The organism is Roseibium album (genome assembly GCF_001404515.1).
Taxonomy (GTDB): Bacteria; Pseudomonadota; Alphaproteobacteria; order Rhizobiales; family Stappiaceae; genus Roseibium; species Roseibium album.
This window is the reverse complement of record NZ_CXWE01000003.1, coordinates 314,571-340,067: the sequence shown is the minus strand read 5'-3', so window position 1 is coordinate 340,067 and position 25,497 is coordinate 314,571. Positions and strand designations below refer to the sequence as shown.

General features: G+C 57.4%; 24 protein-coding genes. 16 read left to right on the top strand and 8 right to left on the bottom strand.

Annotated features, from left to right (window positions below):
- Window positions 1–30: 30 nt before the first annotated feature.
- The 8 genes from glyA to LA5095_RS11010 all read left to right on the top strand — a co-directional run bounded on the left by glyA (window position 31) and on the right by LA5095_RS11010 (window position 10,520).
- Window positions 31–1,290, top strand: a complete 1,260-nt coding sequence (gene glyA, locus LA5095_RS11045; protein WP_104702759.1) for a serine hydroxymethyltransferase — start codon at window positions 31–33, stop codon at window positions 1,288–1,290.
- 10 nt (window positions 1,291–1,300) lie between these two features.
- A complete protein-coding gene (gene lpdA, locus LA5095_RS11040; protein ID WP_055114861.1) occupies window positions 1,301–2,695 on the top strand; it encodes a dihydrolipoyl dehydrogenase in 1,395 nt (464 codons plus the stop codon).
- Window positions 2,696–2,816: 121 nt separating this feature from the next.
- Window positions 2,817–4,190 (top strand): alanine/glycine:cation symporter family protein, encoded by a 1,374-nt coding sequence (locus tag LA5095_RS11035; protein ID WP_055114859.1) that lies wholly within the window; start codon window positions 2,817–2,819, stop codon window positions 4,188–4,190.
- Window positions 4,191–4,256: 66 nt separating this feature from the next.
- The gene (locus LA5095_RS11030; protein WP_029062685.1) at window positions 4,257–4,670 is read left to right on the top strand and encodes a universal stress protein; all 414 of its coding nucleotides are present in this window, start codon (window positions 4,257–4,259) and stop codon (window positions 4,668–4,670) included.
- 31 nt (window positions 4,671–4,701) lie between these two features.
- Entirely contained in the window at window positions 4,702–5,799 is a 1,098-nt protein-coding gene (gcvT, locus tag LA5095_RS11025) for a glycine cleavage system aminomethyltransferase GcvT (RefSeq protein WP_055114857.1), read from the top strand.
- Window positions 5,800–5,815: 16 nt separating this feature from the next.
- On the top strand, window positions 5,816–6,181 hold the full coding sequence (gene gcvH / locus LA5095_RS11020; protein WP_029062683.1) for a glycine cleavage system protein GcvH: 366 nt from the start codon (window positions 5,816–5,818) through the stop codon (window positions 6,179–6,181).
- 13 nt (window positions 6,182–6,194) lie between these two features.
- Window positions 6,195–9,050: an aminomethyl-transferring glycine dehydrogenase gene (gene gcvP, locus LA5095_RS11015; protein WP_055114855.1), complete on the top strand. Its 2,856-nt coding sequence runs from the start codon at window positions 6,195–6,197 to the stop codon at window positions 9,048–9,050.
- 54 nt (window positions 9,051–9,104) lie between these two features.
- Window positions 9,105–10,520, top strand: a complete 1,416-nt coding sequence (locus LA5095_RS11010) for an L-serine ammonia-lyase (protein WP_055114853.1) — start codon at window positions 9,105–9,107, stop codon at window positions 10,518–10,520.
- A gap of 43 nt (window positions 10,521–10,563) precedes the next feature.
- Here the strand turns inward: LA5095_RS11010 and LA5095_RS11005 are convergent, their stop codons facing one another.
- Entirely contained in the window at window positions 10,564–12,069 is a 1,506-nt protein-coding gene (locus LA5095_RS11005; protein ID WP_055114851.1) for a cellulose binding domain-containing protein, read from the bottom strand.
- Window positions 12,070–12,467: 398 nt separating this feature from the next.
- On the opposite strand from LA5095_RS11005, the gene LA5095_RS11000 reads away from it, so the two are divergent.
- From LA5095_RS11000 to LA5095_RS10985, 4 genes are read left to right on the top strand one after another with little or no spacing between them, the layout of a single operon-like run.
- Window positions 12,468–13,046 (top strand): YqaA family protein, encoded by a 579-nt coding sequence (locus LA5095_RS11000; RefSeq protein ID WP_055114849.1) that lies wholly within the window; start codon window positions 12,468–12,470, stop codon window positions 13,044–13,046.
- A gap of 14 nt (window positions 13,047–13,060) precedes the next feature.
- Entirely contained in the window at window positions 13,061–13,585 is a 525-nt protein-coding gene (locus LA5095_RS10995; RefSeq protein ID WP_055114848.1) for a disulfide bond formation protein B, read from the top strand.
- Window positions 13,582–13,836 (top strand): hypothetical protein, encoded by a 255-nt coding sequence (locus LA5095_RS10990; RefSeq protein ID WP_055114846.1) that lies wholly within the window; start codon window positions 13,582–13,584, stop codon window positions 13,834–13,836. Before LA5095_RS10995 ends, LA5095_RS10990 begins: the two co-directional genes overlap by 4 nt.
- Before the next feature lie 34 nt (window positions 13,837–13,870).
- Window positions 13,871–14,305 (top strand): metallopeptidase family protein, encoded by a 435-nt coding sequence (locus LA5095_RS10985; RefSeq protein ID WP_055114844.1) that lies wholly within the window; start codon window positions 13,871–13,873, stop codon window positions 14,303–14,305.
- Between the two features lie 39 nt (window positions 14,306–14,344).
- Here the strand turns inward: LA5095_RS10985 and ppa are convergent, their stop codons facing one another.
- Together ppa and LA5095_RS10975 are read right to left on the bottom strand one after the other, a co-directional pair.
- Entirely contained in the window at window positions 14,345–14,884 is a 540-nt protein-coding gene (gene ppa / locus LA5095_RS10980) for an inorganic diphosphatase (protein WP_055115606.1), read from the bottom strand.
- A 102-nt stretch (window positions 14,885–14,986) separates the two neighbouring features.
- A complete protein-coding gene (locus tag LA5095_RS10975; protein ID WP_055114841.1) occupies window positions 14,987–15,520 on the bottom strand; it encodes a GNAT family N-acetyltransferase in 534 nt (177 codons plus the stop codon).
- 547 nt (window positions 15,521–16,067) lie between these two features.
- Here LA5095_RS10975 and LA5095_RS10970 point away from each other — a divergent pair.
- Entirely contained in the window at window positions 16,068–16,457 is a 390-nt protein-coding gene (locus LA5095_RS10970; RefSeq protein ID WP_055114839.1) for a DUF2794 domain-containing protein, read from the top strand.
- A 74-nt stretch (window positions 16,458–16,531) separates the two neighbouring features.
- Here LA5095_RS10970 and LA5095_RS10965 read toward each other — a convergent pair whose 3' ends face one another.
- The 4 genes from LA5095_RS10965 to LA5095_RS10950 form a co-directional block, all read right to left on the bottom strand.
- Entirely contained in the window at window positions 16,532–17,269 is a 738-nt protein-coding gene (locus tag LA5095_RS10965; protein WP_029062672.1) for a Bax inhibitor-1/YccA family protein, read from the bottom strand.
- A gap of 171 nt (window positions 17,270–17,440) precedes the next feature.
- Window positions 17,441–18,214 carry a hypothetical protein gene (locus LA5095_RS10960; RefSeq protein WP_055114837.1) on the bottom strand — a complete coding sequence of 258 codons (774 nt, stop codon included), beginning with the start codon at window positions 18,212–18,214 and terminating at the stop codon, window positions 17,441–17,443.
- A 150-nt stretch (window positions 18,215–18,364) separates the two neighbouring features.
- On the bottom strand, window positions 18,365–20,947 hold the full coding sequence (locus tag LA5095_RS10955) for an ABC transporter permease (protein WP_082442494.1): 2,583 nt from the start codon (window positions 20,945–20,947) through the stop codon (window positions 18,365–18,367).
- A complete protein-coding gene (locus LA5095_RS10950; RefSeq protein WP_055115602.1) occupies window positions 20,944–21,660 on the bottom strand; it encodes an ABC transporter ATP-binding protein in 717 nt (238 codons plus the stop codon). The genes LA5095_RS10955 and LA5095_RS10950 overlap by 4 nt, the downstream gene beginning before the upstream one ends.
- Before the next feature lie 145 nt (window positions 21,661–21,805).
- Between LA5095_RS10950 and LA5095_RS10945 the strand changes: the two genes are divergently transcribed.
- The 3 genes from LA5095_RS10945 to thpR all read left to right on the top strand — a co-directional run bounded on the left by LA5095_RS10945 (window position 21,806) and on the right by thpR (window position 24,265).
- Window positions 21,806–22,414 carry an arylesterase gene (locus LA5095_RS10945; RefSeq protein ID WP_209013187.1) on the top strand — a complete coding sequence of 203 codons (609 nt, stop codon included), beginning with the start codon at window positions 21,806–21,808 and terminating at the stop codon, window positions 22,412–22,414.
- 69 nt (window positions 22,415–22,483) lie between these two features.
- Window positions 22,484–23,536 carry an NADP(H)-dependent aldo-keto reductase gene (locus tag LA5095_RS10940; protein ID WP_055114835.1) on the top strand — a complete coding sequence of 351 codons (1,053 nt, stop codon included), beginning with the start codon at window positions 22,484–22,486 and terminating at the stop codon, window positions 23,534–23,536.
- Between the two features lie 192 nt (window positions 23,537–23,728).
- A complete protein-coding gene (gene thpR / locus LA5095_RS10935) occupies window positions 23,729–24,265 on the top strand; it encodes an RNA 2',3'-cyclic phosphodiesterase (protein ID WP_029062666.1) in 537 nt (178 codons plus the stop codon).
- Here the strand turns inward: thpR and LA5095_RS10930 are convergent.
- Entirely contained in the window at window positions 24,247–25,434 is a 1,188-nt protein-coding gene (locus LA5095_RS10930; protein WP_055114834.1) for a glycosyltransferase family 4 protein, read from the bottom strand. The two genes, thpR and LA5095_RS10930, sit on opposite strands and share 19 nt — an antisense overlap.
- Window positions 25,435–25,497: the final 63 nt, after the last annotated feature.

Sequence of the window (25,497 nt, the reverse complement as noted above, 5' to 3'; positions counted from 1 at the left end):
TAGCATTTCGGGAAACAGATGGAGGGAACCATGTTTCAGACAAATCTGGAAGACGCAGATCCGGTCATCGCCCGGTCGATCGATCGTGAAGCGAAGCGACAGGCGGATCAAATCGAACTGATCGCGTCTGAGAACATTGTTTCCAAGGCCGTTCTGCAGGCGCAGGGCTCGGTTCTGACCAACAAGTATGCCGAAGGCTATCCCTCGCGCCGTTATTACGGCGGTTGCGAATTCGTCGACGAAGTCGAGGTGGAAGCAATCGATCGGTTGAAACGACTTTTCGGTGCGCAGTTCGCGAACGTGCAGCCGCATTCCGGCGCGCAGGCCAACGGTGCCGTCAAGCTGGCTCTCCTGAAGCCAGGCGACACCATCCTGGGAATGTCGCTCGATGCAGGCGGGCATCTGACACATGGCGCCAAGCCGGCGCAGTCCGGGAAATGGTTTCATCCGGTCCAGTACGGTCTGACGCCGGAAGGTGTGATCGACTATGACCAGGTGGCTGATCTTGCCCGCACCGAAAAGCCGCAGATGATTATCGCGGGCGCGTCAGCCTATTCGCGGGTTATCGATTTTGGCAAATTCCGCAAGATTGCGGACGAGGTCGGAGCCTGGCTGCTGGTGGACATGGCGCATATCGCCGGCCTGGTCGCGACCGGTCTGCATCCTTCGCCGATGACTCACGCACACGTTGTAACGTCGACCACTCATAAAACCTTGCGTGGTCCTCGTGGCGGAATTATCCTGACCAATGACGAGACCGTTGCGAAAAAGATCAACTCCGCAGTCTTTCCGGGTCTCCAGGGCGGTCCCCTGATGCACGTAATTGCAGCCAAGGCGGTGGCTTTTGGCGAAGCGCTGAAGCCTGAGTTCAATACCTATTGCCAGCGTGTCGTGGACAGCGCCCGGGCATTGTCCGACGTCATGATCGAACGCGGCTGCGCGATCGTTTCGGGTGGGACCGACAATCATCTGATGCTGGTCGACCTGCGTCCGAAAGGTGTCAAGGGCAATGCCGCCGAAGCGGCTCTGGAGCGTGCCGGAATCACCTGCAACAAAAACGGCGTTCCGGGTGATCCGGAAAAGCCGACGATCACCAGTGGTGTGCGGCTTGGCACGGCCGCAGGGTGTTCGCGCGGCTTCGGGCCCGAGGAATTCCGCCGGATCGGGCACCTGATCTCCGATGTTCTGGATGCTCTTGGCGAGGACCCGGAAGGCAACGCCGACGTTGAAGCTGCTACCCGTGCCGAGGTTCTTGCGATCTGCAAGAAATTTCCGATCTACGAAAGCTGAGGCTGCAAGGATGAAGCGTTTCGATCTAGTTGTCATCGGCGGAGGGCCGGGTGGATACGTAGCAGCCATTCGCGCTGCGCAACTGGGCATGTCGGTTGCGTGTGTGGAAGGGCGCGGTTCCTTGGGGGGAACCTGCCTCAATGTGGGGTGCATGCCTTCCAAGGCTCTTTTGACCTCTTCGGCGAAGTATGCCGAACTGAAACACTTGGCGGCGCACGGGATCGGCGTAGACGGCGCGACCCTTGATCTGGCTGCCATGATGGGCCGCAAGGACAAGATCGTCGGCGATCTGACCAAGGGTATCGCGTTCCTGTTCAAGAAGAATGGTGTTGAGCACGTCGAAGGCTGGGGTTCGGTCCCCGAACCGGGTGTCGTCAGGGTTTCTCGTGACGGCGGCGAAATGCTGCTTGCCGCCGGCAACATCCTGATCGCGACGGGTTCGGAGCCGGCACCTCTGCCGGGCGTCGAGATCGACGAAGTGAACATTCTCAGCAGCACGGGCGCCCTTGCGCTTGCCGATGTGCCTCGGCACCTGGTTGTTATCGGTGCCGGGGTTATCGGACTGGAACTTGGCCAGGTCTGGTCGCGGCTGGGTGCAAAAGTGACCGTCGTCGAATTTCTTGACCGTATCCTTCCGGGCAATGACGGTGAAATCGCCAAGCTGGCGCAACGAGCTCTGACGAAGCGTGGCCTGAAATTCCAACTGGGACGCAAGGTGACCGGTATCGAGGGTGGCGCCGACAGCCTGACACTCACACTCGAACGGGTCGGCAAGGAAACAACCGAAACGCTGGAAGCCGACAAGGTTCTCGTGGCAATCGGGCGTCGCCCGGTAACGCGCGGGCTGGGTCTCGACACGCTCGGTATCGCAACCGACGACCGGGGGTTCATCGAGATCGACGGTTCCTTCTCAACTTCCGTTCCCGGCATCTATGCGATTGGTGATTGTGTTCCAGGTCCGATGCTGGCGCACAAGGCCGAGGAAGACGGGATTGCCTGTGTCGAAACGCTCGCCGGGCAAAACGGGCACGTGGACTACAACACGGTTCCCGGAGTTGTTTACACGGATCCGGAAGTGGCGTCGGTCGGCGCGACGGAAGAGGCGCTGAAGGAAGCCGGCACCGACTATATATCCGGAAAATTCAATTTTATGGCCAATAGCCGAGCACGTTCGGCCGGTGAAACGGATGGCGCCGTCAAGGTGCTGGCAGCGCCGGACGGAACGTTGCTGGGCGCGCATATCTGCGGTGCCCACGGCGGTGATCTGATTGCCGAGCTGGTTCTGGCCATGAGCAAAGGTGCACGTGTGGAGGAGGTCGCACGGACCTGCCATGCACACCCGGCACTCGGCGAAGCCGTCAAGGAAGCTTGCCTCGACGCGCTTGGCCGCGCAATCCACGCCTGACAATCGTCGGCTGGCGAACCTGATGGTCGAGCGTTTCGGCCGGACAAGAATTCCAACGCTCTCGGGCCTCTATGCCAACCGGCGTAGTTGAGAGCAAACCTAACGTACTGGGAGGAAAGCCATGGAAGCGTTAAGTAGTATTGTAGGCGAGATCAACAGTGTCGTATGGGGGCCGCTCATGCTGGTCCTCATCCTCGGTGTCGGTTTCTTCCTGCAGGTCGGTCTGAAATTCATGCCGATCCTGAAACTCGGCACAGGCTTCGGGCTGCTGTTCAAAGGCCGAACCGACCAGGGTGAGGGCCAGATCAGCCCGTTCAACGCTTTGATGACATCGCTTTCTGCAACCATCGGAACGGGTAACATTGCCGGTGTCGCAACTGCGATTTTCCTTGGTGGCCCGGGTGCGCTGTTCTGGATGTGGATGACCGCTCTTGTGGGCATGGCAACAAAGTACGCCGAGGCCGTGTGTGCGGTGAAGTATCGCGAGACCGACGAACTCGGAAACTTTGTCGGCGGCCCGATGTACTACATCAAGAACGGTCTTGCCGCGCACTGGCACTGGCTCGCATGGGCTTTCGCCCTCTTCGGCGCGATTGCTGCCTTCGGTATCGGCAACGGGGTGCAGGCCAACGGCGTTGCCCACGTGCTGGAAGCGAATTTCGGACTCAACACGTCGGTCACCGGTGTGATCCTGATGGTTCTGACTGCTGCCGTCATTCTGGGTGGCATCACCCGCATCGGTGCGGTCGCGGGCAAGCTCGTGCCGTTCATGGCGATCTGCTACATCGTTGCCGGGCTGCTGGTGCTTCTGATCAATATCGGTGCCATCGGCGAGACGCTCGGTCTTGTCTTCACATACGCCTTTACACCGTCCGCAGCCCAGGGCGGTTTTGCAGGTGCGGCTGTCTGGGCAGCGATCCGTTTTGGTGTCGCCCGCGGCGTGTTTTCCAACGAAGCAGGCCTTGGTTCTGCTCCGATCGCACACGCGGCAGCGTCGACAAAGGGACCGGTCAACCAGGGCCTCATCGCGATGCTGGGAACGTTCATCGACACCATCATCGTCTGCTCGATCACGGGCCTGGCGATCATTTCCTCGGGCGCATGGACAAGTGGAGAATCCGGTGCGGCGCTGACGTCGCTCGCCTTTGAGACCTCGCTGCCGGGTGTCGGTGGTTATCTCATCGCGATCGCTCTGTCGATCTTCGCCTTTACCACCATTTTGGGCTGGTCCTTCTATGGCGAGAAATGCGTGGGCTTCTTCTTCGGATACCGTGCGCTGGTGCCTTACCGCGTCCTGTGGATCGCGATGATCTACTTCGGCGCAACCGCGGATCTCGGGTTTATCTGGCTGCTGGCAGACACGCTCAATGCCATGATGGCGATCCCGAACCTGATCGCGCTGGCATTGCTCAGCCCGGTGGTCTTCGCGCTCACCAAGGAATTCTTCGCCACCAATGGTGCCAGTGAAGAAGGCGAAAAGAACGCCGCGGAATAAGCAACGGGCGGGAGGGCCGGTTCTCCGGCTCTCCTTCAATAGAATTCAGTTGTGTGGAGATGACAGATGACCACCAAAATTCTGCTGCCGATTGATCACACGGACGACCGGTCCTGGAAGAAAGCCCTGCCGACGGCATTGGAAATGGCGAAACTCTATGGTGCTGAACTGCATGCGGTTTCCGTTATTCCAGAAATAATCCAGTTGCCAAATCTGCCGCCCAACTACGGCTCGGGCGCAAAGGATTTCGTACACCAGAAACTGGCGGCGGTCCTTGAAGCGGGCGGTGCCGGTGATGTACCCATTCACATCGAACAAGGCAGCGTCTACCGCGAACTTCTCAAACTGGCTCACAAGGAAGGTTTCGACCATATCGTGATGGCTTCCGCAAAGGGCGATTTTCCGAACTATGAAATCGGTCCGAACCTTGCCCGTGTCGTGCGCAATGCGCATTGTACCGTTACGGTGGTGCGTGACTGACGCTGAAAGATAACAAGAAAGGACCGGCGCCATGGCTGACGCCCCCAAAAGAACCCCGCTCTACGACCTTCATGTCGAACTGGGCGGAAAAATGGTCGATTTCGCCGGCTGGGAAATGCCGGTGCAATATCCCCTTGGCATCATGGGGGAGCACAAACACTGCCGCGCAAAGGCGGCCCTGTTCGACGTCAGCCATATGGGCCAGGTGATCCTCAAAGGCGAGAATGTCGGTGCGAAACTGGAAGCCCTGTGTCCGCAGGCATTCTCGACACTGAAGGAAGGCAAGGCACGCTACGGCTTCTTTACCAATGAGAACGGCGGGATCATGGACGATCTGATCGTCTCAAATGCCGGTGACCATTTCTTCGTCGTCGTCAATGCCTCCATGCGTCATCAGGATATCCCGCATATGGCGAGGCATCTCGACGGCATCGAGGTGATCGAAATATTCGACCGGGCTTTGATCGCGGTACAAGGCCCCAAGGCCGAGGATGTCGTCGGAAACTTGTGTCCTGGTGTTCGGGACCTGAAATTCATGGAAACGATTATCGGTGCCATCAATGGCGTGGAGTGCCGGATCTCGCGTCTCGGTTACACCGGTGAAGACGGGTATGAGATCTCCATTCCGCAGGACGGTGCGGTCGAAGTCGCACGTGCTTTCCTTGCGGACGAAAACTGCGAACCCGCGGGCCTGGGTGCACGCGATTCCCTCAGGCTGGAGGCAGGGCTCTGCCTTTATGGCAATGACATCGACAATGAAACGTCGCCGATCGAGGCGTCGCTGATCTGGGCGATTCAGAAGCGCCGCCGTGAAGAAGGCGGTTTTCCGGGAGCCGACCGTATTCAGCGTGAAATTGCCGAAGGCACGTCGCGCAAACTCGTCGGCATCCGGCCGGAAGGCCGGGCACCGGCGCGACAAGGTGTCGAGGTTCAAAGCGAAGACGGCAAAGCCATCGGTGTCGTGACCTCGGGCGGATTCGGGCCGACGGCTGGCGGACCGGTCGCGATGGGCTATATCAGCACTGACTCGACAGAACCTGGAACGAGAGTCAACCTGATGATCAGGGGCAAGGCGCAACCTGCCCAAATCGTTTCGCTGCCCTTCGTGCAGCAAAATTACAAGCGCTAATCGGGGAGAGACCGACATGACCACTTATTATTCCGAAGAACACGAATGGATTGCCGTTGAAGGTGACATTGCCACTGTCGGCATTACCGCGCATGCGGCCGAGCAGCTAGGTGAAATCGTCTATGTCGAGCAGAAAGACGGCGGCGATACTTTTGAAAAGGGTGATGAAATCGGGGTTGTCGAGTCGGTCAAGGCCGCGTCTGAAATCTACGCTCCCGTCAACGGAGAGATCGTCGAGGCCAATGAAGCGCTCGCGGACAGCCCTGCGACATTGAACGAAAGCCCCGAGGGCGACGGCTGGCTCTACAAGATCAAACTGTCGAATACCGACCAGTTGAACGACCTGATGGATCTCGATGCCTACAAGGCCTTCATTGCCTAAAGGATAGCAACATATGGCTTTTGAACTTACCACTTACCAGGCCTACGACTTCGCGAATCGGCGGCATATCGGCCCCTCTCCGGCTGAAATGGCGGACATGCTGAAGCTGATCGGATTCGACAGTCTCGACGATCTGATCGACGCAACCGTGCCACCCGCGATCCGTCAGAAGGAAGCGCTCGACTGGGGTGGGCCCGGTCTTTCAGAACGTGATGCGCTCTTTCACATGAAGGAAGTGGCCAGCAAGAACAAGGTCCTGACGTCACTGATCGGACAGGGCTACTCCGGGACGACGACACCAGCTCCGATCCTGCGCAACATTCTGGAAAATCCGGCCTGGTATACGGCTTACACGCCCTACCAGCCTGAAATCTCCCAGGGCCGCCTGGAGGCATTGCTGAACTTCCAGACCATGGTCTCGGACCTTACCGGTCTCGACATAGCCAATGCCTCGCTTCTGGACGAGTCGACAGCGGCCGCCGAAGCAATGACCATGGCCAAGCGCGCGGCGAAATCGAAGTCGAACATTTTCTTCGTCGACGAGAACTGCCATCCGCAAAATATCGCCGTGATCGAGACACGCGCCGAACCGCTCGGCATCGAGGTTGTCGTCGGCAACCCTGAGGACCTCGATCCTGCGACCGTGTTTGGCGCGATCTTCCAGTATCCGGGCACTTACGGGCATGTTCGTGATTTCACCGAGATCATCGGCAAGTTGCACGAAAACAAGGCGTTGGCGGTTGTTGCAGCCGACCCGCTCGCGCTTGCACTCCTGAAGTCTCCGGGCGAAATGGGCGCGGACATCGCTGTCGGATCGACCCAGCGGTTCGGTGTTCCGATGGGCTTTGGTGGTCCGCATGCCGCCTACATGTCCTGCAAGGACGCGCTGAAGCGCAGCATGCCGGGCCGGATCATCGGTGTTTCCGTCGATAGCCGCGGCAAGAAGGCCTACCGCCTCGCGCTGCAGACACGTGAGCAGCATATCCGCCGGGAAAAAGCCAACTCCAACGTCTGTACCGCTCAAGCGCTGCTTGCAGTCATCGCCTCCATGTATGCGGTCTATCACGGTCCTGACGGTATCAAGGCGATTGCCCAGTCCGTTCACCGGAAAACCTCGCGTATGGCAACCGGTCTGGAATCCATGGGCTTCAAGGTGGAACCGGCCGTCTTCTTCGACACAATCACAGTCGAGGTCGGAGCGCTTCAGGGTGTTGTCATGGACGCCGCGGTTGCCAATGGCATCAATCTGCGAAAAATCGGCGAATCCCGTGTCGGTATCTCGCTTGACGAGCAGACCCGACCAGCAACAATCGAGGCCGTGTGGCGCGCGTTCGGCGGAAACATGACGGATGACAGCGAGGCAAATCGCGACTACCGGCTGCCGCAGCATGCGCTTCGCGAAAGCGACTACCTGACGCATCCGATCTTCCACATGAACCGTGCCGAAGCCGAAATAACGCGTTACATGCGCCGTCTGGCGGACCGGGACCTTGCACTCGACCGGTCGATGATCCCGCTCGGGTCATGCACAATGAAGCTGAATGCAACCATCGAGATGATCCCGGTCACCTGGCCGGAATTTTCCGACCTGCATCCGTTCGTTCCGGCCGATCAGGCGGTTGGTTATCACGAGATGATTGACGATCTGAACGACAAGCTCTGCCAGATCACAGGCTACGATGCGATCAGCCAGCAACCGAATTCCGGTGCGCAGGGCGAATATGCGGGCCTCTTGACGATCCGCAATTACCATTCCGCGCGTGGTGACAGCCATCGTGACATCTGCCTTATTCCGACATCCGCGCATGGCACCAATCCGGCGTCTGCGCAGATGGTCGGCTACAAGGTGGTTCCGGTGAAGTCCGACGAACAGGGCAATATCGACCTTGTCGATTTCCGCGAAAAGGCGGAACAGCATTCCGACAGTCTTGCTGCCTGCATGATCACCTATCCGTCCACGCACGGTGTGTTTGAGGAAACGGTACAGGAAGTCTGCCAGATCACTCACGATCACGGCGGTCAGGTCTATATTGACGGCGCAAACATGAATGCAATGGTCGGCCTGGCTCAGCCTGGCATGATCGGCGGCGATGTCAGCCACCTCAACCTGCACAAGACCTTCTGCATTCCACATGGCGGCGGCGGGCCGGGCATGGGCCCGATCGGGGTCAAGGCACATCTTGAACCCTACCTCCCGGGTCATCCGCAATATGGCACCACGGTCGGACCCGTTTCTGCGGCTCCGTTCGGGTCGCCGTCGATCCTGCCGGTGAGCTGGGCCTATGTTCTGCTGATGGGTGGTTCTGGACTGACACAGGCAACCAAGGTTGCCATCCTGAATGCCAACTACATTGCCGAACGTCTGAAGGACGCCTACGAAATCCTCTATACGTCCGACACGGGCCGGGTTGCGCATGAGTGTATCCTGGATACGCGTCCGCTGGCCGACAGCGGAGGGGTCACCGTTGAGGACATCGCCAAACGTCTTGTCGACAGCGGTTTCCATGCGCCGACCATGTCCTGGCCTGTTGCAGGCACACTGATGGTGGAGCCGACGGAATCAGAGCCCAAAGCCGAACTGGACCGGTTCTGCGATGCGATGCTGTCAATCCGGGCGGAAGCCCAGGACATCATCGACGGCAAGATCGATGCGGAAAACAATCCCCTCAAGAATGCGCCGCATACCGTGGCCGATCTGGTCGGGGAATGGAACCGTCCGTACAGCCGCGAACAGGCGTGTTATCCAGCCGGTTCGCTCGATGTCGACAAGTACTGGTCACCGGTCAATCGTGTCGACAACGCATACGGTGACCGCAACCTGGTCTGTACCTGTCCGCCGATGTCGGATTATGCGGAAGCAGCCGAATAAGAACCCGGATGCGCGGCACGACAATGTGCCGCGCGACTCCAAGAGCGAACCGCCATGTTTCTAAGTGTCTTTGACATTTTCAAGATCGGGATCGGACCGTCATCCTCCCATACAATGGGGCCGATGACGGCGGCGGTTGATTTTCTGAACCGCCTCACGGCAGGTGAAAACGGCAAGTTCGATCCTGCTGCGGTGGCAAGGATAATCGCCTCTCTTCACGGTTCGCTGGCCTTTACCGGCAAAGGTCACGCCTCGGACCGGGCCGTCATGCTTGGGCTTCTCGGATTTCGCCCAGACAAGGTCGATGCGGATCTGGCAGAAGAAAAACTGGCGGAACTGCAAGACACATGCGTTTTGAAAGTGTCGAAATGTGGCGAGGTCCGCTTCGATCCGGAAGCGGATCTTGTTTTCGACTACGGTCCGGCACTACCGCTTCACGCCAACGGTATGAAGTTGACGGCATTTGACCGGAACGGTGAAGTTCTGCTGGCCGATACCTACTATTCCATCGGTGGTGGTTTCGTGGTGACGGAAGCCGAGTTGCTCGCCGCGGAGAAGGCACCTGATGCCGACCTTCACGAGGAGAAGGAAGCCATCGGGTACCCGTATCCGTTCGGCTCTGCGGCCGAGATGTTGCAGATGGGCAGGGACTCCGGCCTGACCATTTCCCAGATGAAGCGGGCCAACGAGGAATCCGTTCTCGGTGCAAAAATCCTGAATGAGAAGCTCGAGGCAATCTGGGGCGTCATGGAAAACTGCATCGCCCGGGGTTTGTCACTGGAAGGTATTTTGCCTGGAGGGCTCAGCGTCAAGCGGCGCGCCAGGGCAATCCATCGGCGCCTGCTCGAGCAGAGCGGCTCAAACAGCCAGCAACCCCATGCGATCAACGACTGGCTGTCCGTCTATGCCATGGCGGTGAATGAGGAAAACGCAGCCGGTGGCCAGGTGGTCACCTCGCCGACCAATGGTGCTGCCGGTGTCGTTCCCGCCGTCATCCGATATTATCGCGATCATTGTGTCGACGCTTCGCGCGAAGGCATCGACACCTTTCTGCTGACGGCTGCGGCAATCGGTGGTCTCATCAAACACAACGCGTCCATCTCCGGAGCGGAATGCGGCTGCCAGGCCGAGGTCGGTTCGGCTTCCGCCATGGCGGCGGCAGGCTTGTGTGCCGCTCTGGGCGGCAGCAACGAGCAGATTGAAAATTCGGCGGAAATCGCATTGGAACACCATCTCGGCATGACTTGCGACCCGGTCCGGGGTCTTGTTCAGGTGCCCTGTATCGAACGGAACGGCATGGGAGCCATCAAGGCGGTTTCGGCAGCTTCTCTTGCTCTTCACGGTGACGGCTCACATTTCATGCCGCTCGACAATTGCATCGAGACGATGCGCCAGACCGGGCAGGACATGCGGGACAAGTACAAGGAAACGTCTCTCGGCGGCCTTGCGGTCAATCTTCCCGAATGCTGAGTTTCTCCGGTCCGCATCAGATGCCTATGAACGGAATTCCATCCTAGAAGAGGAATTGTGCCTCCTCATTGAGCTGTGCGACGTCGAACCCGCCGGTCGTGGTGTTGAAACCGACCGTAATCGTTTCGCCGGCACTGATTCCGGCATTGTAACCTGCGTCATCGATCGAGTACCGGTCTCCTTCCTGAGACTCCACCACTGCGTTCCAGATGTGCTGTATGTCCGACCCGAGCGTAAATTCAAGATCCCAGTCCGAGACGTCTTCGGTTCCGTCGTTGCTGACCACGATGTTGAGCGTTGCGCCGTGTCCCCAGTCATTGACGACCCGAAACTCCGCCGACAGACCTGACGCGGGATCCACAGGGTCCGGATCAACCGGATCTGGGTCTACCGGATCAGGATCGACGGGATCAGGATCAACCGGGTCGGGTGCACTGCCATCCGGCAGGGCGTCGCCAAGAGGATCACCAAGAATGACCATGGACTGAAAATAGTCGATGACGTCCTGATGAGGCACGTCCAGGGCGCTCCATTGCGGCCAGTCGAACGTGTCATTCATGAATGGCTGCGTCTGGTCATGGCTGAGCACTGTCAGGTGGTTGACGTCATGAGCCCGGGCACCATCACCATCCGGAAAGGTCAGGTCGCCGTGAACGCGCCCGTGCATCCAGCCGCCGTAGTGTGGTTCCATCTTCAGCGTGTTGATGAATGTCCCGACAAGTCCGTTTTGAATGAGGTAGTCCGCAAAACCCTCGTGACTGTTTGCCTCGACCATTGTCATGACATCGGCCGGATCGCCGAGCCGTGCCGTGCGCTGGATATCGGCCAGGAGTTGCGGGTCAAACGCATTGTCGCGGATCCAGCCAACCTTTGCTGCCTGCATCGCGTAGTAGAGGCCAACACCCTGCAAGTCCTGACCCCATGCCTGGTCATTGTTCGTGAGGTCGTTGTCGAAGGCCCATCGGCCGATTGTCTCCAGTTCCGCGTTCTGGTAGCCGAGAAAATTGCGCAATCCGTTGTAAGCCACGAGTGCTTCCGTGGTGATGGCCGTGCGCCCGCCATGGAGTTCATCGTGACCGGTGTGGCTGCTGCTGCCGTGGAAGTTGCCGAAAGAGGTAATATCGACATAGTCGCCCGGACCAGGTGATGGGTCGACTGGCGCCGGGTCCACAGGATCAGGCTCACCGGGGTCAGGTTCTTCTGGATCCGGGTCGACGGGTCCGGTTTCGACCGGCGTACTGTCTATCGAAACACTGTCCGCATCTATGGATGTGTCTGTTCCCCGGGCCGTAAATCCGAATGTTGCCGTGTCACCCGCGGTCAGGCTGCTATTGTAAGAGACACCTTCGATGACATAGGTGTCATTGATGTGAGAAATGATGCGGGCATTCCAGATCGCGTCAATCTCGGCATCCAGCCGAAATGCAATGCGCCAACCGTTCGCTCCTTCTTGGGAAGACAGGGCCATTCGCCCCACAAACCCGTCTTGCCACTGATCACTGACGGTGTAATCAAGTGTCGCATCCGACGTCGCGTACTGGCTTGCCATCGAATTCCCCTCCTCAGCTTTGCTGGATGTCAATGAAATCGAACGTGGTTTTGTTCACAAAATACCTGGTTTCCTTTAGTAATTGATCAGTATATCTGTGGCGAAGGTGTGACAAATTGATGATCAATTGAAGGAGAAAGTCTGAATTTATGCAGTGTTTATTTTTTTAAACGCAAAACAAAGAATATTTATTTGAAAATGTTTGCCAAAATATTGGATAATTCACTCAGAATTTGAACTTGTTTCCGAATATTCAACACGCTTGTTTCGGGGCCATGTTCTGAATTCGAGTCACTTGAGTGCCCAGGACGGGTGCGTTGGCCTTTCTTTCAAACCGGATTGCGAAAATGCGCACATCCATTGATGACATTTCAAGCGAGGGCGGCTAATGGAACGGAATGATCAGACGCCTTTATGACTGGACGTTGTCCCTTGCCGCCGGACCACGCGCACCCGCCGCGTTGGGATCCGTATCGTTCGTTGAAAGTTCCGTCTTTCCGATTCCACCCGATATCCTGCTGATCCCGATGGTGATTGCCCGCCGGGAAAAGGCCTGGTGGTACGCCTTGTTGTGCACGGTTGCGTCGGTCGCAGGTGGGGTGCTCGGATATCTGATCGGCATGTTCCTGTTCGAGCAGGTTGCCGTGCCGATCCTGTCCTTTTATGGCAAGATGGAAAAATTCGACGAATTCCGTGACGTATTCAATCACTGGGGTTGGTGGTTCGTCTTCATCGCCGGTCTGACACCGTTCCCCTACAAGGTGATAACGATAGCCTCCGGTGTTGCCGGTCTGAGCCTTCCGGTTTTTGTTGTTGCGAGTATTGTTTCGAGGGGTTTGAGGTTTTTTGTCGTCGCCGGACTGCTTTATCTGTTCGGACCAGTGATCAAGGATTTCATCGAGAAGCGCCTTGGTCTCATGTTCACCCTCTTCGTGGTGTTGCTGGTCGGCGGCTTCATTTTGTTACGGTACATCTGAGTGAAGTGGAAACAATGACCCAATATCAATGGGCAAGAAATTTGGTTGGCCTCTCTCTGCTCGGCGGACTTGTCGTGATTGCGACTGCCTGGGGATTTCAGCTGATTGGCGGCTACGTGCCCTGCAAGCTTTGTCTTGAGCAACGTATTCCCTATTATGCCGGATTGCCGCTTACGGCCCTTGCGCTGATCCTGCTGTCACAGCAGCGGAACCGGCTTGCGATGCTGACGCTTCTGGCTGCAGCAGCGATTTTTGCCTACGGGGCTGGCCTGGGCGTTTATCAGGCCGGTGCGGAGTGGCAGTTCTGGGATGGCCCGAACGACTGCGGCGGCGGCAGTGCAGCGCCGGCTTCGGCTTCAAACATGCTGCAGGCATTGCAGTCCACGCGCGTCGTCAGCTGTACGGAAGCCAGTTGGCGGATGCTTGGTCTTTCCTTTGCAGGCTGGAACGCAGTTGCGTCCGCCGGGCTGGCAGCCCTTAGCCTGCTTGCCGTGTTTCTATTGAAACAGGGGAGAAACAAGGCCACTGTGAGCGTATGAGCAAAAACAAGGATTCCAAGGAACGGCAGCGCGAGGACGCTTTAAGATCACTCGACCGGGTCGGGGCTGAAAGTGAGACCATTGCCGGCTCGACATTTGTTCGAATGGCGGACCGCGCCAAGGGCCACATGAGTGCGGCCGACAAGAACGAAGACGACCAGATCGAGGTCTGGGGCACCCGGATAGGCCGCGGTGCAGGGCTGGTCTTTGCGATTGGACTGGTGATCTACCTCGTGGTGACCTACCTGTAGGCAAATAATCTCCTGAAGGATCAAGGCAGGCAACATGGCATCCGTCCGACCGATAAGCCGCAGTGGCTGGTCTGAACGCAAAGCTCCGGAACTGGCCGATTTCGAGCAGATGGCGAGCGAAGTCCTGGCAGGATTGCCGGACGACGTCCTGCTGCGCTGTGGTCATATCCAGATCAGTCTTGCCGACTATGCCCCGGACGACGTTCTGGACGCACTTTCAATCGAAGATCCGCATGATCTGCTGGGATTGTTCGAAGGGCAGGGTCTTGCGCAGGGTGGTGACATTGAGTGGAGCGGGCAGATGCCTAACCGTATCTGGCTGTTCCGCAGGCCTATCCTGGACTACTGGGCCGCCATGGACGATACATTGGGAGAGGTGGTTGCCCATGTATTGATCCATGAAATCGGACACCATTTCGGTCTGTCCGATCAGGACATGGAGCGCATCGAGGCTGCAACTGATCGTTAGGCAGCCTCGCGCGGGCCTTTGTCCAGGTTCTGTTGCAGTTTATTCTGCGGCTTCGACCTGAGCGCGCTCAATGGATTCCGCGATCAGTCTTTTCGCAACTTCAGCGCCTTCGACACCGGTGATCTTCACCCACTTGCCTGGCTCAAGATCCTTGTAATGCTCGAAGAAGTGCTTGACCTGATCGACAGTGATCTGTGGCAGGTCGGTGATGTCGAGCACCGCGTCGTAACGCTTGGTGACCTTGTGACCCGGAACCGCGATGATTTTCTCGTCCTGGCCCGACTCGTCTTCCATCAAGAGAACACCGATCGGACGACAGGACATGATCGCACCCGGCACGACAGGGCGCTGGTTGACGACGACCACGTCGATCGGGTCTCCATCGCCACACAATGTGTGCGGAACGAAACCGTAGTTGCCCGGGTAACGCATCGGGGTATAGAGAAACCGGTCGACATACATGGCGCCAGCGTCCTTATCCATCTCGTATTTGATCGGCTCGCCTCCGACGGGCACTTCAATGATGACATTGATGTCTTCAGGCGGGTTCTTGCCAATCGGCACGGCGTCGATACGCATCACAAACTCCTGTTGATCGTTGCTGCCGTCTATCGCAATCCCGCTGGCGAAGTTCAAGCCCTTTATTTTGCATTGCACCTAAATGCTGAGATGCAGGGCTCATCAATTGGCTTGCGGCCAGGCATAGATGGACAGCTCCATCCGGCGCCCTCCAAGCCGGTACCAGGATTTTGCCGTCAGCTTGCCACCGACTGCCCGGTAGAAGTTCCGGGCCGGCTGATTGTCGCTCAGGACCTGGACAGCAAGCCCGCGAAGTCTTTGGGAACGCAATGTTTTACGGACATTGCCGAAAAGTGTTCGGCCAAAGCCAAGACCCTGGTATTCAGGTTTGAGATACAATTCGTAGATCTCGCCTTCCATGCCGGTATCGAGCAGGCGACAGGGGCCGAAGGTGGCATAGCCGGCCGGGATGTCGGCAACGCAGAGAAGCTTTATGTCCACCCCACGTGCCAACGCGCCTCGCCACCATCCCGTGCCGCGGCGGGAGACCATTTTCTGAAGATCAACACCTTGCAGAAGGCCACGATACGCACCCAGCCAGGCCGCGCTGTGAATGTCTGCCAGCGCGTTGCAATCTGCGGCTCGAGCCGCACGAAGATCTATCAGGTCCGTGGTCATCCTGAGAAAAGGATACATCAAGAGAGGGATTGGAAAAGTGGCAATTGGTTGCAGAAACGCGAAAAATGAAACCAGTTCCCCAGGCTCACGGATAATCCGTCATTGCCGGTGAACAGGTCGACGGAATCGTACAGCCTGAACATGAAAAGGGCCGGCATATAGCCGGCCCTTCAGTTGCCCTGATGTTTGACTAAGTAAACCTGGTTGACCGGTAAGAACCCCGGGGGGCTGGGGGGCTAATGCATTCCGCGGTCCCTACCTGTCATACCCATCAGGGTATAATAGAAATATGGGGAGCTAATTTGACTTGCCAAGGGCTGCATTGCGGCGAAATCATGGAATTTTGATCATTCTTTCGGGGCAAACTTCCGTTACGTCCGTTTTTTGATTTTTACCCGCCAAAAGCGACTGCAAGCGGCGACATGGTCGCGAGCCTGAAAATGTTTCTGAGCCACCGGGCTTGCCATTCGACCCAAAGCCAACGCATCATGACAACAAGGTAAAGGCGGAAACTCTTTTATCGGGGTTCTTGAACGGCGCAGGTCGTGAACAGTAAGGAGGCGGAATGAGCGAAGCCGATGACAGCGCGTTTCAGCGCGGCGCGGGAACCAACCCGTCGCCGCTAAGCCAACCGGCTCTGTCTTCCAGATCTGTTGTAGCCTTCAACCGGCGAGAACTTGATACGATACTGCGCCTCTATGGCCTCATGGTCGCTGATGGGGAATGGCGCGATTATGCTATCGATCTCTTGAACGACCGGGCGGTTTTTTCGGTGTTTCGACGGTCCTCCGAGATGCCGCTCTATCGCATCGAAAAAGACCCGAAGCTTGCCCGCAAGCAGGGCGCATATTCCGTTGTTGCTCCGGGTGGCATGATCATGAAGCGCGGTCACGACCTGGCTCAGGTCCTGCGTGTTCTCGAGAAGAAAAAACATCTGCGCGTCGTCGACGCCTGATAACCCTGTTTGTTCAGGCATAAAAAAAGCCCGGCTTCTGCCGGGCTTTTCTGTTTATTTGTCTGATGGGCTGCTTAGTCGCGGTTGCCGAACAGCTGCAACAGCATCAGGAACATGTTGATGAAGTCGAGGTAGAGGCGCAGCGCGCCCATGACGGACTTCTTGGTTGCGACTTCACTGCTGTCGCCTTCGTAGTACATTTCCTTGATCTTCTGGGTGTCGTAGGCCGTCAGGCCGGCGAACACCAGAACACCGATCACGGAGATGGCGAACTGCATGGCGGACGATTGCAGGAAGATATTCACAATCATCGCAATGATGATGCCGAACAGGCCCATCATCAGGAACGATCCCCAACCGGTCAGGTCCTTCTTCGTGGTGTATCCGAACAGGCTCAGCGAGCCGAACGCGGCGGCAGTGATGAAGAACACGCGCGCAATCGATCCACCTGTATAAATCATGAAGATCGGTGCAAGCGAAACGCCCATCACGGCTGCATACACCAGGAACATTGTCCGGGCGGTCGATGCACTCATGGACTGGATGCGGAACGATAACCACATCACCATTCCCAAAGGTGCGAACAGAAGCACGAAATAGAGCGGACCGCTGAACAGGGTCTGTGCGAGGCCTGGGTTGCTCGACACCATCGCAAAGGTGCCAAGAGCAGCGAAACCGGTCAGTGCCAGGCCGATTGTCATGTAGTTGTAGACGCCCAGCATATAGGCGCGCAGGCCCTGATCGATGCCGGCCTCGGCGCGCGAGCCGGCAACGGTATAGGCGCCTTGATTTTGACGGTCAAAGGTCGACATGGTTGCGTGAATCCCCTTCTAGATCGTTTATTGCATGTACCATTACGTGCAGCACAACTCCCTCAACATATGGGAAAATGCGGACAGGAGCACAAGACAGGATTTGTGAAAAAATCTTAATCTACCTGCTCCAGACCGCATTATAAGCCATTATGCTTAAAAGAATGAAAGTTATTTCATCGCCTTTAGGCGGGATGCTATCTGCCTGTCGCAGTCACCGCCCGGATTTCGAACGATTTCTTCGGACGTAAAATCCAGAATTTCACGTTCCTTGTTGCGCATCTGTTCAACGGTTACGCCGGGCTTGAACCATTGAAGCACGGCATAGTCGCCTCCCGCGTCCGTCAGAAAGGCAATCGGCTTGCCACCTTCGGTGATGCCCATACGGCCGACCCGAACTTCCTCTATCGAAATTTCGCGCGCTTCACCGTCGATGGTGATCTTGTTCTTGCCGACATTCAGTTTCTTGAGCTTGGAGCCGCTGGTGCCGACCCAGTTGCCGAAAAAGCGCTTGCCTTTCTTCTCGACCGAAAGGCAGGAATTTTCAAAGTTGGGAATGGAGAGGCGTACCGCCGAGACTTCAACCGGTTCCTCACCCTTGGGGGCGAGCGTGTATTTCATTGCATTCTCGCCTGTCCGGTAAACGCGTATGCCAACAGGCGTATATCCTGAATCGCCCATGGTGCGGCTGAAGAAGTCGAACTGGTTTTCATCGTTTGTGCCTGCGCGGCGATAGAGCCAGCGTTTCGGCAAACCGTCCTCGAACACCAGCCAGTCACTGACGACGAGGCCCCGCGGGCCTTCCGGCGTGTTCAATTGCCAGACGCCGGTATGGAAAGGGCTCTCGGCGAGTGCCGGTGCCGAAAATGGAATCGTGGCCACAGCAGCAAGTGCTGCAGACCTGGCTAATAATTTCAGTACGAATTTTGTCGGAAATTCAAACATTGACCCTGCCCTTCTTTCGATCTCGTCCCGTTGATATCCGGATATCCAAGATCACAAGAGCATGCAAGCCGGACTTGCGAGAAGTTCGTCAGGAATGTTCGGTTTCTTCCGGCACATTCCTGACTTCCTGCTTCGTCGACAGCGCGGTTGTCAGAGATTTCGGAGCACAGGCGCCGGCTTTTCACCCAAGATGCGCCAGGTGCCGATCAGACCGAAACCGACGGTCAGTACCAGGGCGACCACGGCTGCACCGGCGGCGGTGACGGGCATGAGAACAAATGAACCATCCATGATCTGCGTGATAACGAACCAGGCCGCCAGACCACCGGCGACAAGTGCAAAGACCGCGGTTGTCAGACCCAGGATCGCGTATTCAAGAGCATAGGCAAGTATCAGCCTCGGACGCGTTGCACCGAGCGTTTTCAGGATCACCGCGTCGTAGATCCTGCTTCTGTGCCCTGCCGCGAGTGCACCGGCAAGGACCAGGACGCTTGCGATCAGTGTGATCGAACTTGCGCCGCGGATCGCCCATGCGAGCTGGGATACGAGGTCATTGACCTGGGCAATCGCGTCCTTCACCCGAACCGCCGTGACTGTCGGAAATGTATTGGAAACGGATTTCAAAAGTTCGAGCTCGGCTTCTGTCGAAACGTCATCCTCCCAGCCGAGGGTCATCAGATGTGCATGCGGCGCGCCGGCAAATGTGTTGGGCGAGAACACCATCACGAAGTTGATCGAAAGGGACTGCCATTCGACATCCCGGAAATTGGCAATCTCGGCAGTGATTTCACGGCCGAGAACATTGAGGGTGATCTGATCGCCAATCTTGAGACCCAGCTCTGTTCCGGCTTCAGCATCAAACGAAAGAAGGGGCTTTCCGGAGTAGTCTTCAGGCCACCAGCTGCCTTCAACCAGCTTGGAGTTCGGCGGCACGGTGCCTTCGTAGGTGATGCCGCGATCGCCTCGCAGAACCCAGTCCGATCCTTCTTGCGCCGGTTCGAATTCATCAGCCGGAATACCGTTCAGACTGATGATCCGGCCGCGCAGCATGGGCACGCTCTGCAGTTCTCCGCCCGGCGCCTGATCCTTCAGCGCCTGCTCGAAGGCATCGCGTTCGTGGCTCTGGATGTCGACAAAAAAGAAGCTCGGAGCCCGGTCGGCCATGGTTGCCGTGAGTTCGCGGCGCAGATTTCCGTCAATGAGTGCCAGGGCCACAAGAAGCGACAGGCCGAGACCGAGAGAGAGCACCACAGAAGATGTCAGTGCGCCCGGGCGGTGGATATTTGCAATCGCCAGCCGCAATTCGGTCGATCGGACGCCGGGCAACCGGCGGGCGACAAACATGATGGCGCGGGCGACAGCCACGAGCAGAACAAACGCGCCGGCCGAGGCAATGATGTAGACGCTGGCGATAAACTTGTCGCTGGACAGGACGATTGCAATTCCCGCAAGCAGCAGCACCGTAACCGCCGTTGCCGTGAGATACCGCTTGCGCGGAAGCTTGGAGCCACCGGTCACAATGTCCCGGAACAATGCCGTTGGTGGAACGTCGTGGGCGCGGCCGAGCGGCCACAGGGCAAAAGCCAGGGCCGTCAGCAGACCATAGAGCAGTCCAAGTCCGAGCTCCGCCGGATAAATGCTTGCGGCGAGCTGGACGGGCAGCACACCGGAGAGTGCGGCGCCGGCAGCGAACGGTATCAATGCTCCGATCACCAGGCCGATCAAGATACCGATCATGGCGATGACCAGCGTCTGGACAAGGTAGATCCTGAAGACGAAGTCTCCGGTCGCGCCAAGACACTTGAAGCTGGCGATGACTTCCCGCTTGGTTTCAAGATAGGCACGGATCGCGTTGGCGACGCCAACCCCGCCAACGACCAGCGCCGTCAGCCCGACCAGCGTCAGAAATTGTGCGAAACGCCCGATGCTGCGTTGCAGACCGGGCGAGGCATTGGCACGTGAGCGGATTCTCCATGCGCTTTCGGGTGTCGCGTTCTTGGCCTGTTCGATGACGTTTCCGAGATCGTCGATGTCAGGCGCGGGGGACAATCGCACGCGATAGTGCCAGCGAACCAGGCTGCCGGGTTGCACAAGGTCGGTGTCGCCGATCGCGGCATCCGAAATCATTAACCTCGGACCGAATTCCATTCCGCCTGCAAGCTTGTCGGGTTCAGCCTCGATAACATCGGTAACGCGTACAGTCGTGCGACCCAGGGACAGTGTCTCGCCGACGGAAATGTCAAGCCGCGCCAGAAGAGCCAGGTCCGCAACGGCGCCCCAGACCCCGTCGCGTTTTGCGAGTGCATCGCCAAGCATCTGGCCTGAGGCAAGATCGAGCGAGCCGTATAGCGGGTAAGAATTGTCGACGGCCTTCAATTCGACGAGAGCCTGATCTCCCGTATCGGAACGCCGTGACATTGCCCGCAACGTGGCGACGCGAGATACGGATCCGAGCGTGTCCAGAAAGGCGGCTTCCTCCTCCCCGGCCTGCCGGTGAATCAGTGAAAAGGACAGGTCGCCACCGAGGATCGCCTGACCTTCGTTTGCAATGCCGTTGGTGAGGGACCGGGAGACCGAGGTTACGCCAGCAATGGCGGCGACACCAAGTGCTATGCAGGCGATGAAAATGTAAAAGCCTCGCAGTCCTCCCCGCAGCTCCCTCAAGGCGAAGCGCGTGGCCAGCCCGAAGGTCTGGTTGCTTCTCTGCATGTTCGCAGGAACGAAGCTGCTCATGCAGAAACCTCTTGCTGCTCACCCAATGCGTCGGATTGTGTTTCCTCGATCTCTCCGGAGCGGACCCTGATCATACGATCGCATCTTTCGGCAAGACCCGGATCATGTGTGACAAGCACCAGGGTTGTCCCACGTTCGCGTTGGGCATTGAACATCAGATCGACGATCTGGTTGCCTGTTCTCTCGTCAAGATTACCGGTCGGCTCGTCGGCGATCAGGATTTGAGGTTCGACGACGAGTGCGCGCGCGACAGCAACCCGTTGCTGCTCACCGCCGGACATTTGCGCTGGGTAGTGATGCATCCTGTGGCCGAGGCCGACGGCGTCCAATTCTGCTTTGGCTTTGTCAAAAGCCGATGCATCGCCAGCCAATTCAAGTGGCACCGCGACGTTTTCCAGCGCAGTCATGTTGGGAACGAGATGAAAAGACTGGAATATGATGCCGACATTGCGGCCACGGAACCGGGCGAGTTGATCCTCCGAAAGGGGGCCAAGTTCTGAACCGGCGACGACAACGGTGCCTTCATCTGACCGTTCAAGACCGGCCATCACCATCAGAAGTGTCGACTTGCCTGACCCGGACGGTCCAACAAGGCCAACAGACGTTCCCTTGGAAATGTCCAGGTCGATCCCTTTGAGGATATGTACCCTACCGGCACCTTCGCCGAGTGTAAGATGTACGCTCTTGAGAGAGATCGCCGGAGTATTTGTCATCATTAAACCTTTACAAGGGACATGATTAGCGTCTTCCTTATCAAAATCTGCCCTCGACAATTGGACGCTGTGCGACCATATGGGCCTGATGTGCCTGGTCTTCCAGTCCTGAAAGAGTTTTAGCGTGAACCAAATCCGTGTAGCCTTGTGTTTTCTGCTTTTTTGTTTGTCAACGACTGCGGTTCAATCCGCCGACCTGAAGCTTGTTGTCCTGGGAGACAGCCTGTCCGCCGGGTATCAACTCGCTCCCCAGGACGGATTTCCGGAGCAGCTGCAAAAGGCACTTGATGCAAGGGGTCTTTCGGTTGAAGTGGTCAATGCCGGTGTTTCGGGGGACACGACTTCCGGGGGACTGTCCCGCCTCGACTGGTCCGTGGGAACCGATGCCGATGCGGTGATTGTCGAGTTGGGGGCCAATGACGCGTTGCGCGGCATTCAGCCTGATATCACCCGCAACAACCTGAACGAGATCACGAGGCGATTGCGGGACCGCGGCATAGAAGTGCTGCTTGCCGGCATGCTTGCGCCCAGAAATCTCGGCCCGGAATATGCCGAGGCGTTCGATCCGATCTATTCTGATCTTGCTCAGGCACACGATGCGCTGCTTTACCCGTTCTTCCTGGAAGGGGTTGCGCTCAACCCGAACCTTAATCTATCCGATGGCATGCATCCCAACGCGGATGGGGTTGCGATCATTGTTGAGAATATCCTGCCGAAAGTGGAGGAGCTTTTGGCAAAAGCCTCGTCTTCCTGAGGGTTCTTTCCTGGCCACTCAGTTTTCTGGCATGCCGGATACCCTATTCAAAATTCGAAGGAATTCCTGATGGAACAGCGCCGTCTTGGCCGCACCGATGTGCAGGTGAGTACCCTTTGCCTTGGAACAATGACCTTTGGCGAACAAAATTCGGAAGCCGAAGGTCACGCGCAGATGGACTACGCCTTTGAAAAAGGTATCAATTTCCTTGACGCCGCCGAACTCTATCCCATCCCGGCTAAGAAGGAGACGCAAGGGCGGACAGAGCGGATCATCGGAACCTGGTTCAGAAATTCCGGCCATCGAGACCAGGTGGTCCTGGCAACCAAGGTTGTCGGCAGGACCGTCATGGACTGGTTCCGGGACAACAGAGAAAAAGGTGAGTTGAACCGGAAGCAGATCGAGTTTGCGGTCGACCGCAGTCTCAAGAACCTGCAGACAGATTACATTGATCTCTATCAGATCCACTGGCCGGACCGGAACGTTTCCGGTTTCGGCTCCAATCCGTCACGCTGGCAGGATGCAGAAGCGGTTGAAGATGAAAACAGCATCCAGTCGACGCTGGAAATCATGGGTGATCTGGTCAAGGCGGGCAAGGTTCGGCATATCGGTGTTTCGAACGAAAGCGCCTGGGGAACGATGCGTTATGTCACGACCTCGGAACTTTACGATGTACCCAGGATCGCTTCCATCCAGAATGCCTACTCAATGGTGAACCGGACCTTCGAGACGGGTCTTGCCGAGGTGTCAAGACGGGAAAATGTCGGCCTGCTGGCCTATTCGTCACTGGCGCAGGGGTACCTTACCGGAAAGTACCGTCACGGAGCCTTGCCGACAGGCGCGCGCAAAACCCTTTTCAACAAAATGCAGCGCTACGAGCACCCTCGTACATTCGAGGCAGTGGACGCGTATTGCGCATTGGCGAAGGAAGCCGGTCTCGATCCGGCACAGATGGCAATTGCATTTGCAAAATCGCGCAGTTTCATGACATCCGTGATTATCGGAGCAACGCGGATGGAGCAGCTTGAAACGGATATTGCCGCTGCTGATCTGTCATTGAACGAAGACGTGCTTGGCAAAATCGATGCGATTCATCAGGAATTCGGCAACACGGCACCGTAAGAGATTGCTGCGCAAAATCTCTCAAGAGAATCACTTCCAGCCGATTTGCCAAATTGACCTTCGATCAATCAAGTTGGCCGACATCGCCCAATCCGAATTCCGATTCAGCGTCAAAAACTTATATTTTTGTCTTGCGATTTTCATGAAGTTGATTCCTCATGGCTTTTGTCAGCGACAGCGGAGGGAGTACCCATGCCGCGCCTATTTACAGGCCTTGAGATACCGTCCCAGACGGCGCTCTTGCTCTCAATGCTCCGGGGAGGCCTCCGGGGCGCTCGCTGGATTGATCCAGAGAACTATCACCTTACCTTGCGTTTTATCGGCGATATTGACGATCGAACTGCCGACGAGGTGGCTGCTGCACTCGACCGTGTCCGTCGTGAGCCAGTGGAAATCCGGCTGAACGGCCTCGGGTCGTTTGGCAATGGAAAGCCGCATGCGGTGTGGGCCCGGGTCGAACCAACGGCTCAACTGGCCGAGTTGCAAGCCGAACAGGAGCGGATCCTGCAGCGACTGCAACTCCCTCCCGAAAGGCGCAAGTACATTCCGCATGTGACCATCGCACGCTGCAAAACGTCGACCAACGAAGACGTTGCAAAGTGGCTCAGCGAACACGGAAATTTTCAGGCGGAACCCTTTGTTGCCGGGCGTTTCGTGCTGTTTTCGGCCAAGTCGAGTGTCGGAGGCGGCCCTTATCTGGTCGAGGAGGCCTACCCGCTCGCAGCGTGATCGAGGAGGCCGGCATAGACTGCAAGCGTCCTTGAACACATTGTCTCGACAGAAAAGTTCTGCCGGACATGGGCAAGAGCTCTCGATGTCATCGCCTGTCTTTCCTCAGGCAACTGGGCGAGAGCCGTTCTCATGACGTCAGCAAGTGCTGCTTCCTCTCCCGGCGCGACCCGCCAGCCGGTGCGTTGATCTTCTTCGACTTCCGGTGGGGCGAGCACGGTTTCGGGCACCGCGCCGTGATTTGACACTATCACCGGTATGCCTGCCGCCTGGGCTTCGACGGCCGCACGGCCAAAAGCCTCAGGTTCTACGGAGGCCACCACGGACAGATCTGACAACGCCAGCGCTGCCGGGACATCCGTGCAATGGCCCACGAGACGGACCTGATCCCCTAGTCCTCTGTCGGCAATCGTCTTCTTGAGTTCGGAGACATAACCGTCGCGTCCCTGTGCATCGCCCGCCAGGATGGCAATCGGCTCGTCGAAACCCCATTCCTTCAGGATCGCCATCGCCTCGACAAGGACTTTCTGACCTTTCCAGGCTGTCAGACGGGCCATGTTCAGTACAATCGGATGTCCGGAGGGTATGCCCCAGCTGTCTTTCAGAGCCTGCTGCCTCAGTGCACTGACATTTTCGGGATTAAGGCCTTTCAGGTCGGACCCCCGCGGGATCACGGTAATCTTGTCACGGGCGAACGGATGACGGGTCCTGATCAGATTCGCGATAAAATTCGAATTGGCGATGACTGCGTCCCCGCGGGCCATAACCGAATTATAGTACGCTTTCAGGGAATTCGACTGATTATAGGTGCCATGGTAAGTCGTCACGAATGGTGTACGCGTGCGCCTTGCCGCGCGAAGGGCGGACCATGCCGGTGCCCGGCTGCGTGCGTGAAGGATGTTTACCTGCCGCGCTTCTATCAAGTCAGCCAGACTGGCGGCGTTCTTCCAGAGTGTCCACGGGTTCTTTGACTTGACCGGCATCACCACATGTTCCGCGCCAGCCGCTTCCAGTTCGGCGACCAGTTGTCCGCCCTGGCTGACGACCAGTGCAGTGCCGCCTGCTTCGACGATTGCATTTGCAACATCAAGTGTCGTTCTTTCCGCACCGCCGGAGTTGAGATCCGGGATCACTTGCAACACGGTTGTTGCGGGAGGAAGTTGACTCAATTCGGATCTCCGGAGAGCTTTTCTAACTGGGGAAGCTGTGCCAAATGGCGGGTTGGGAAAAAA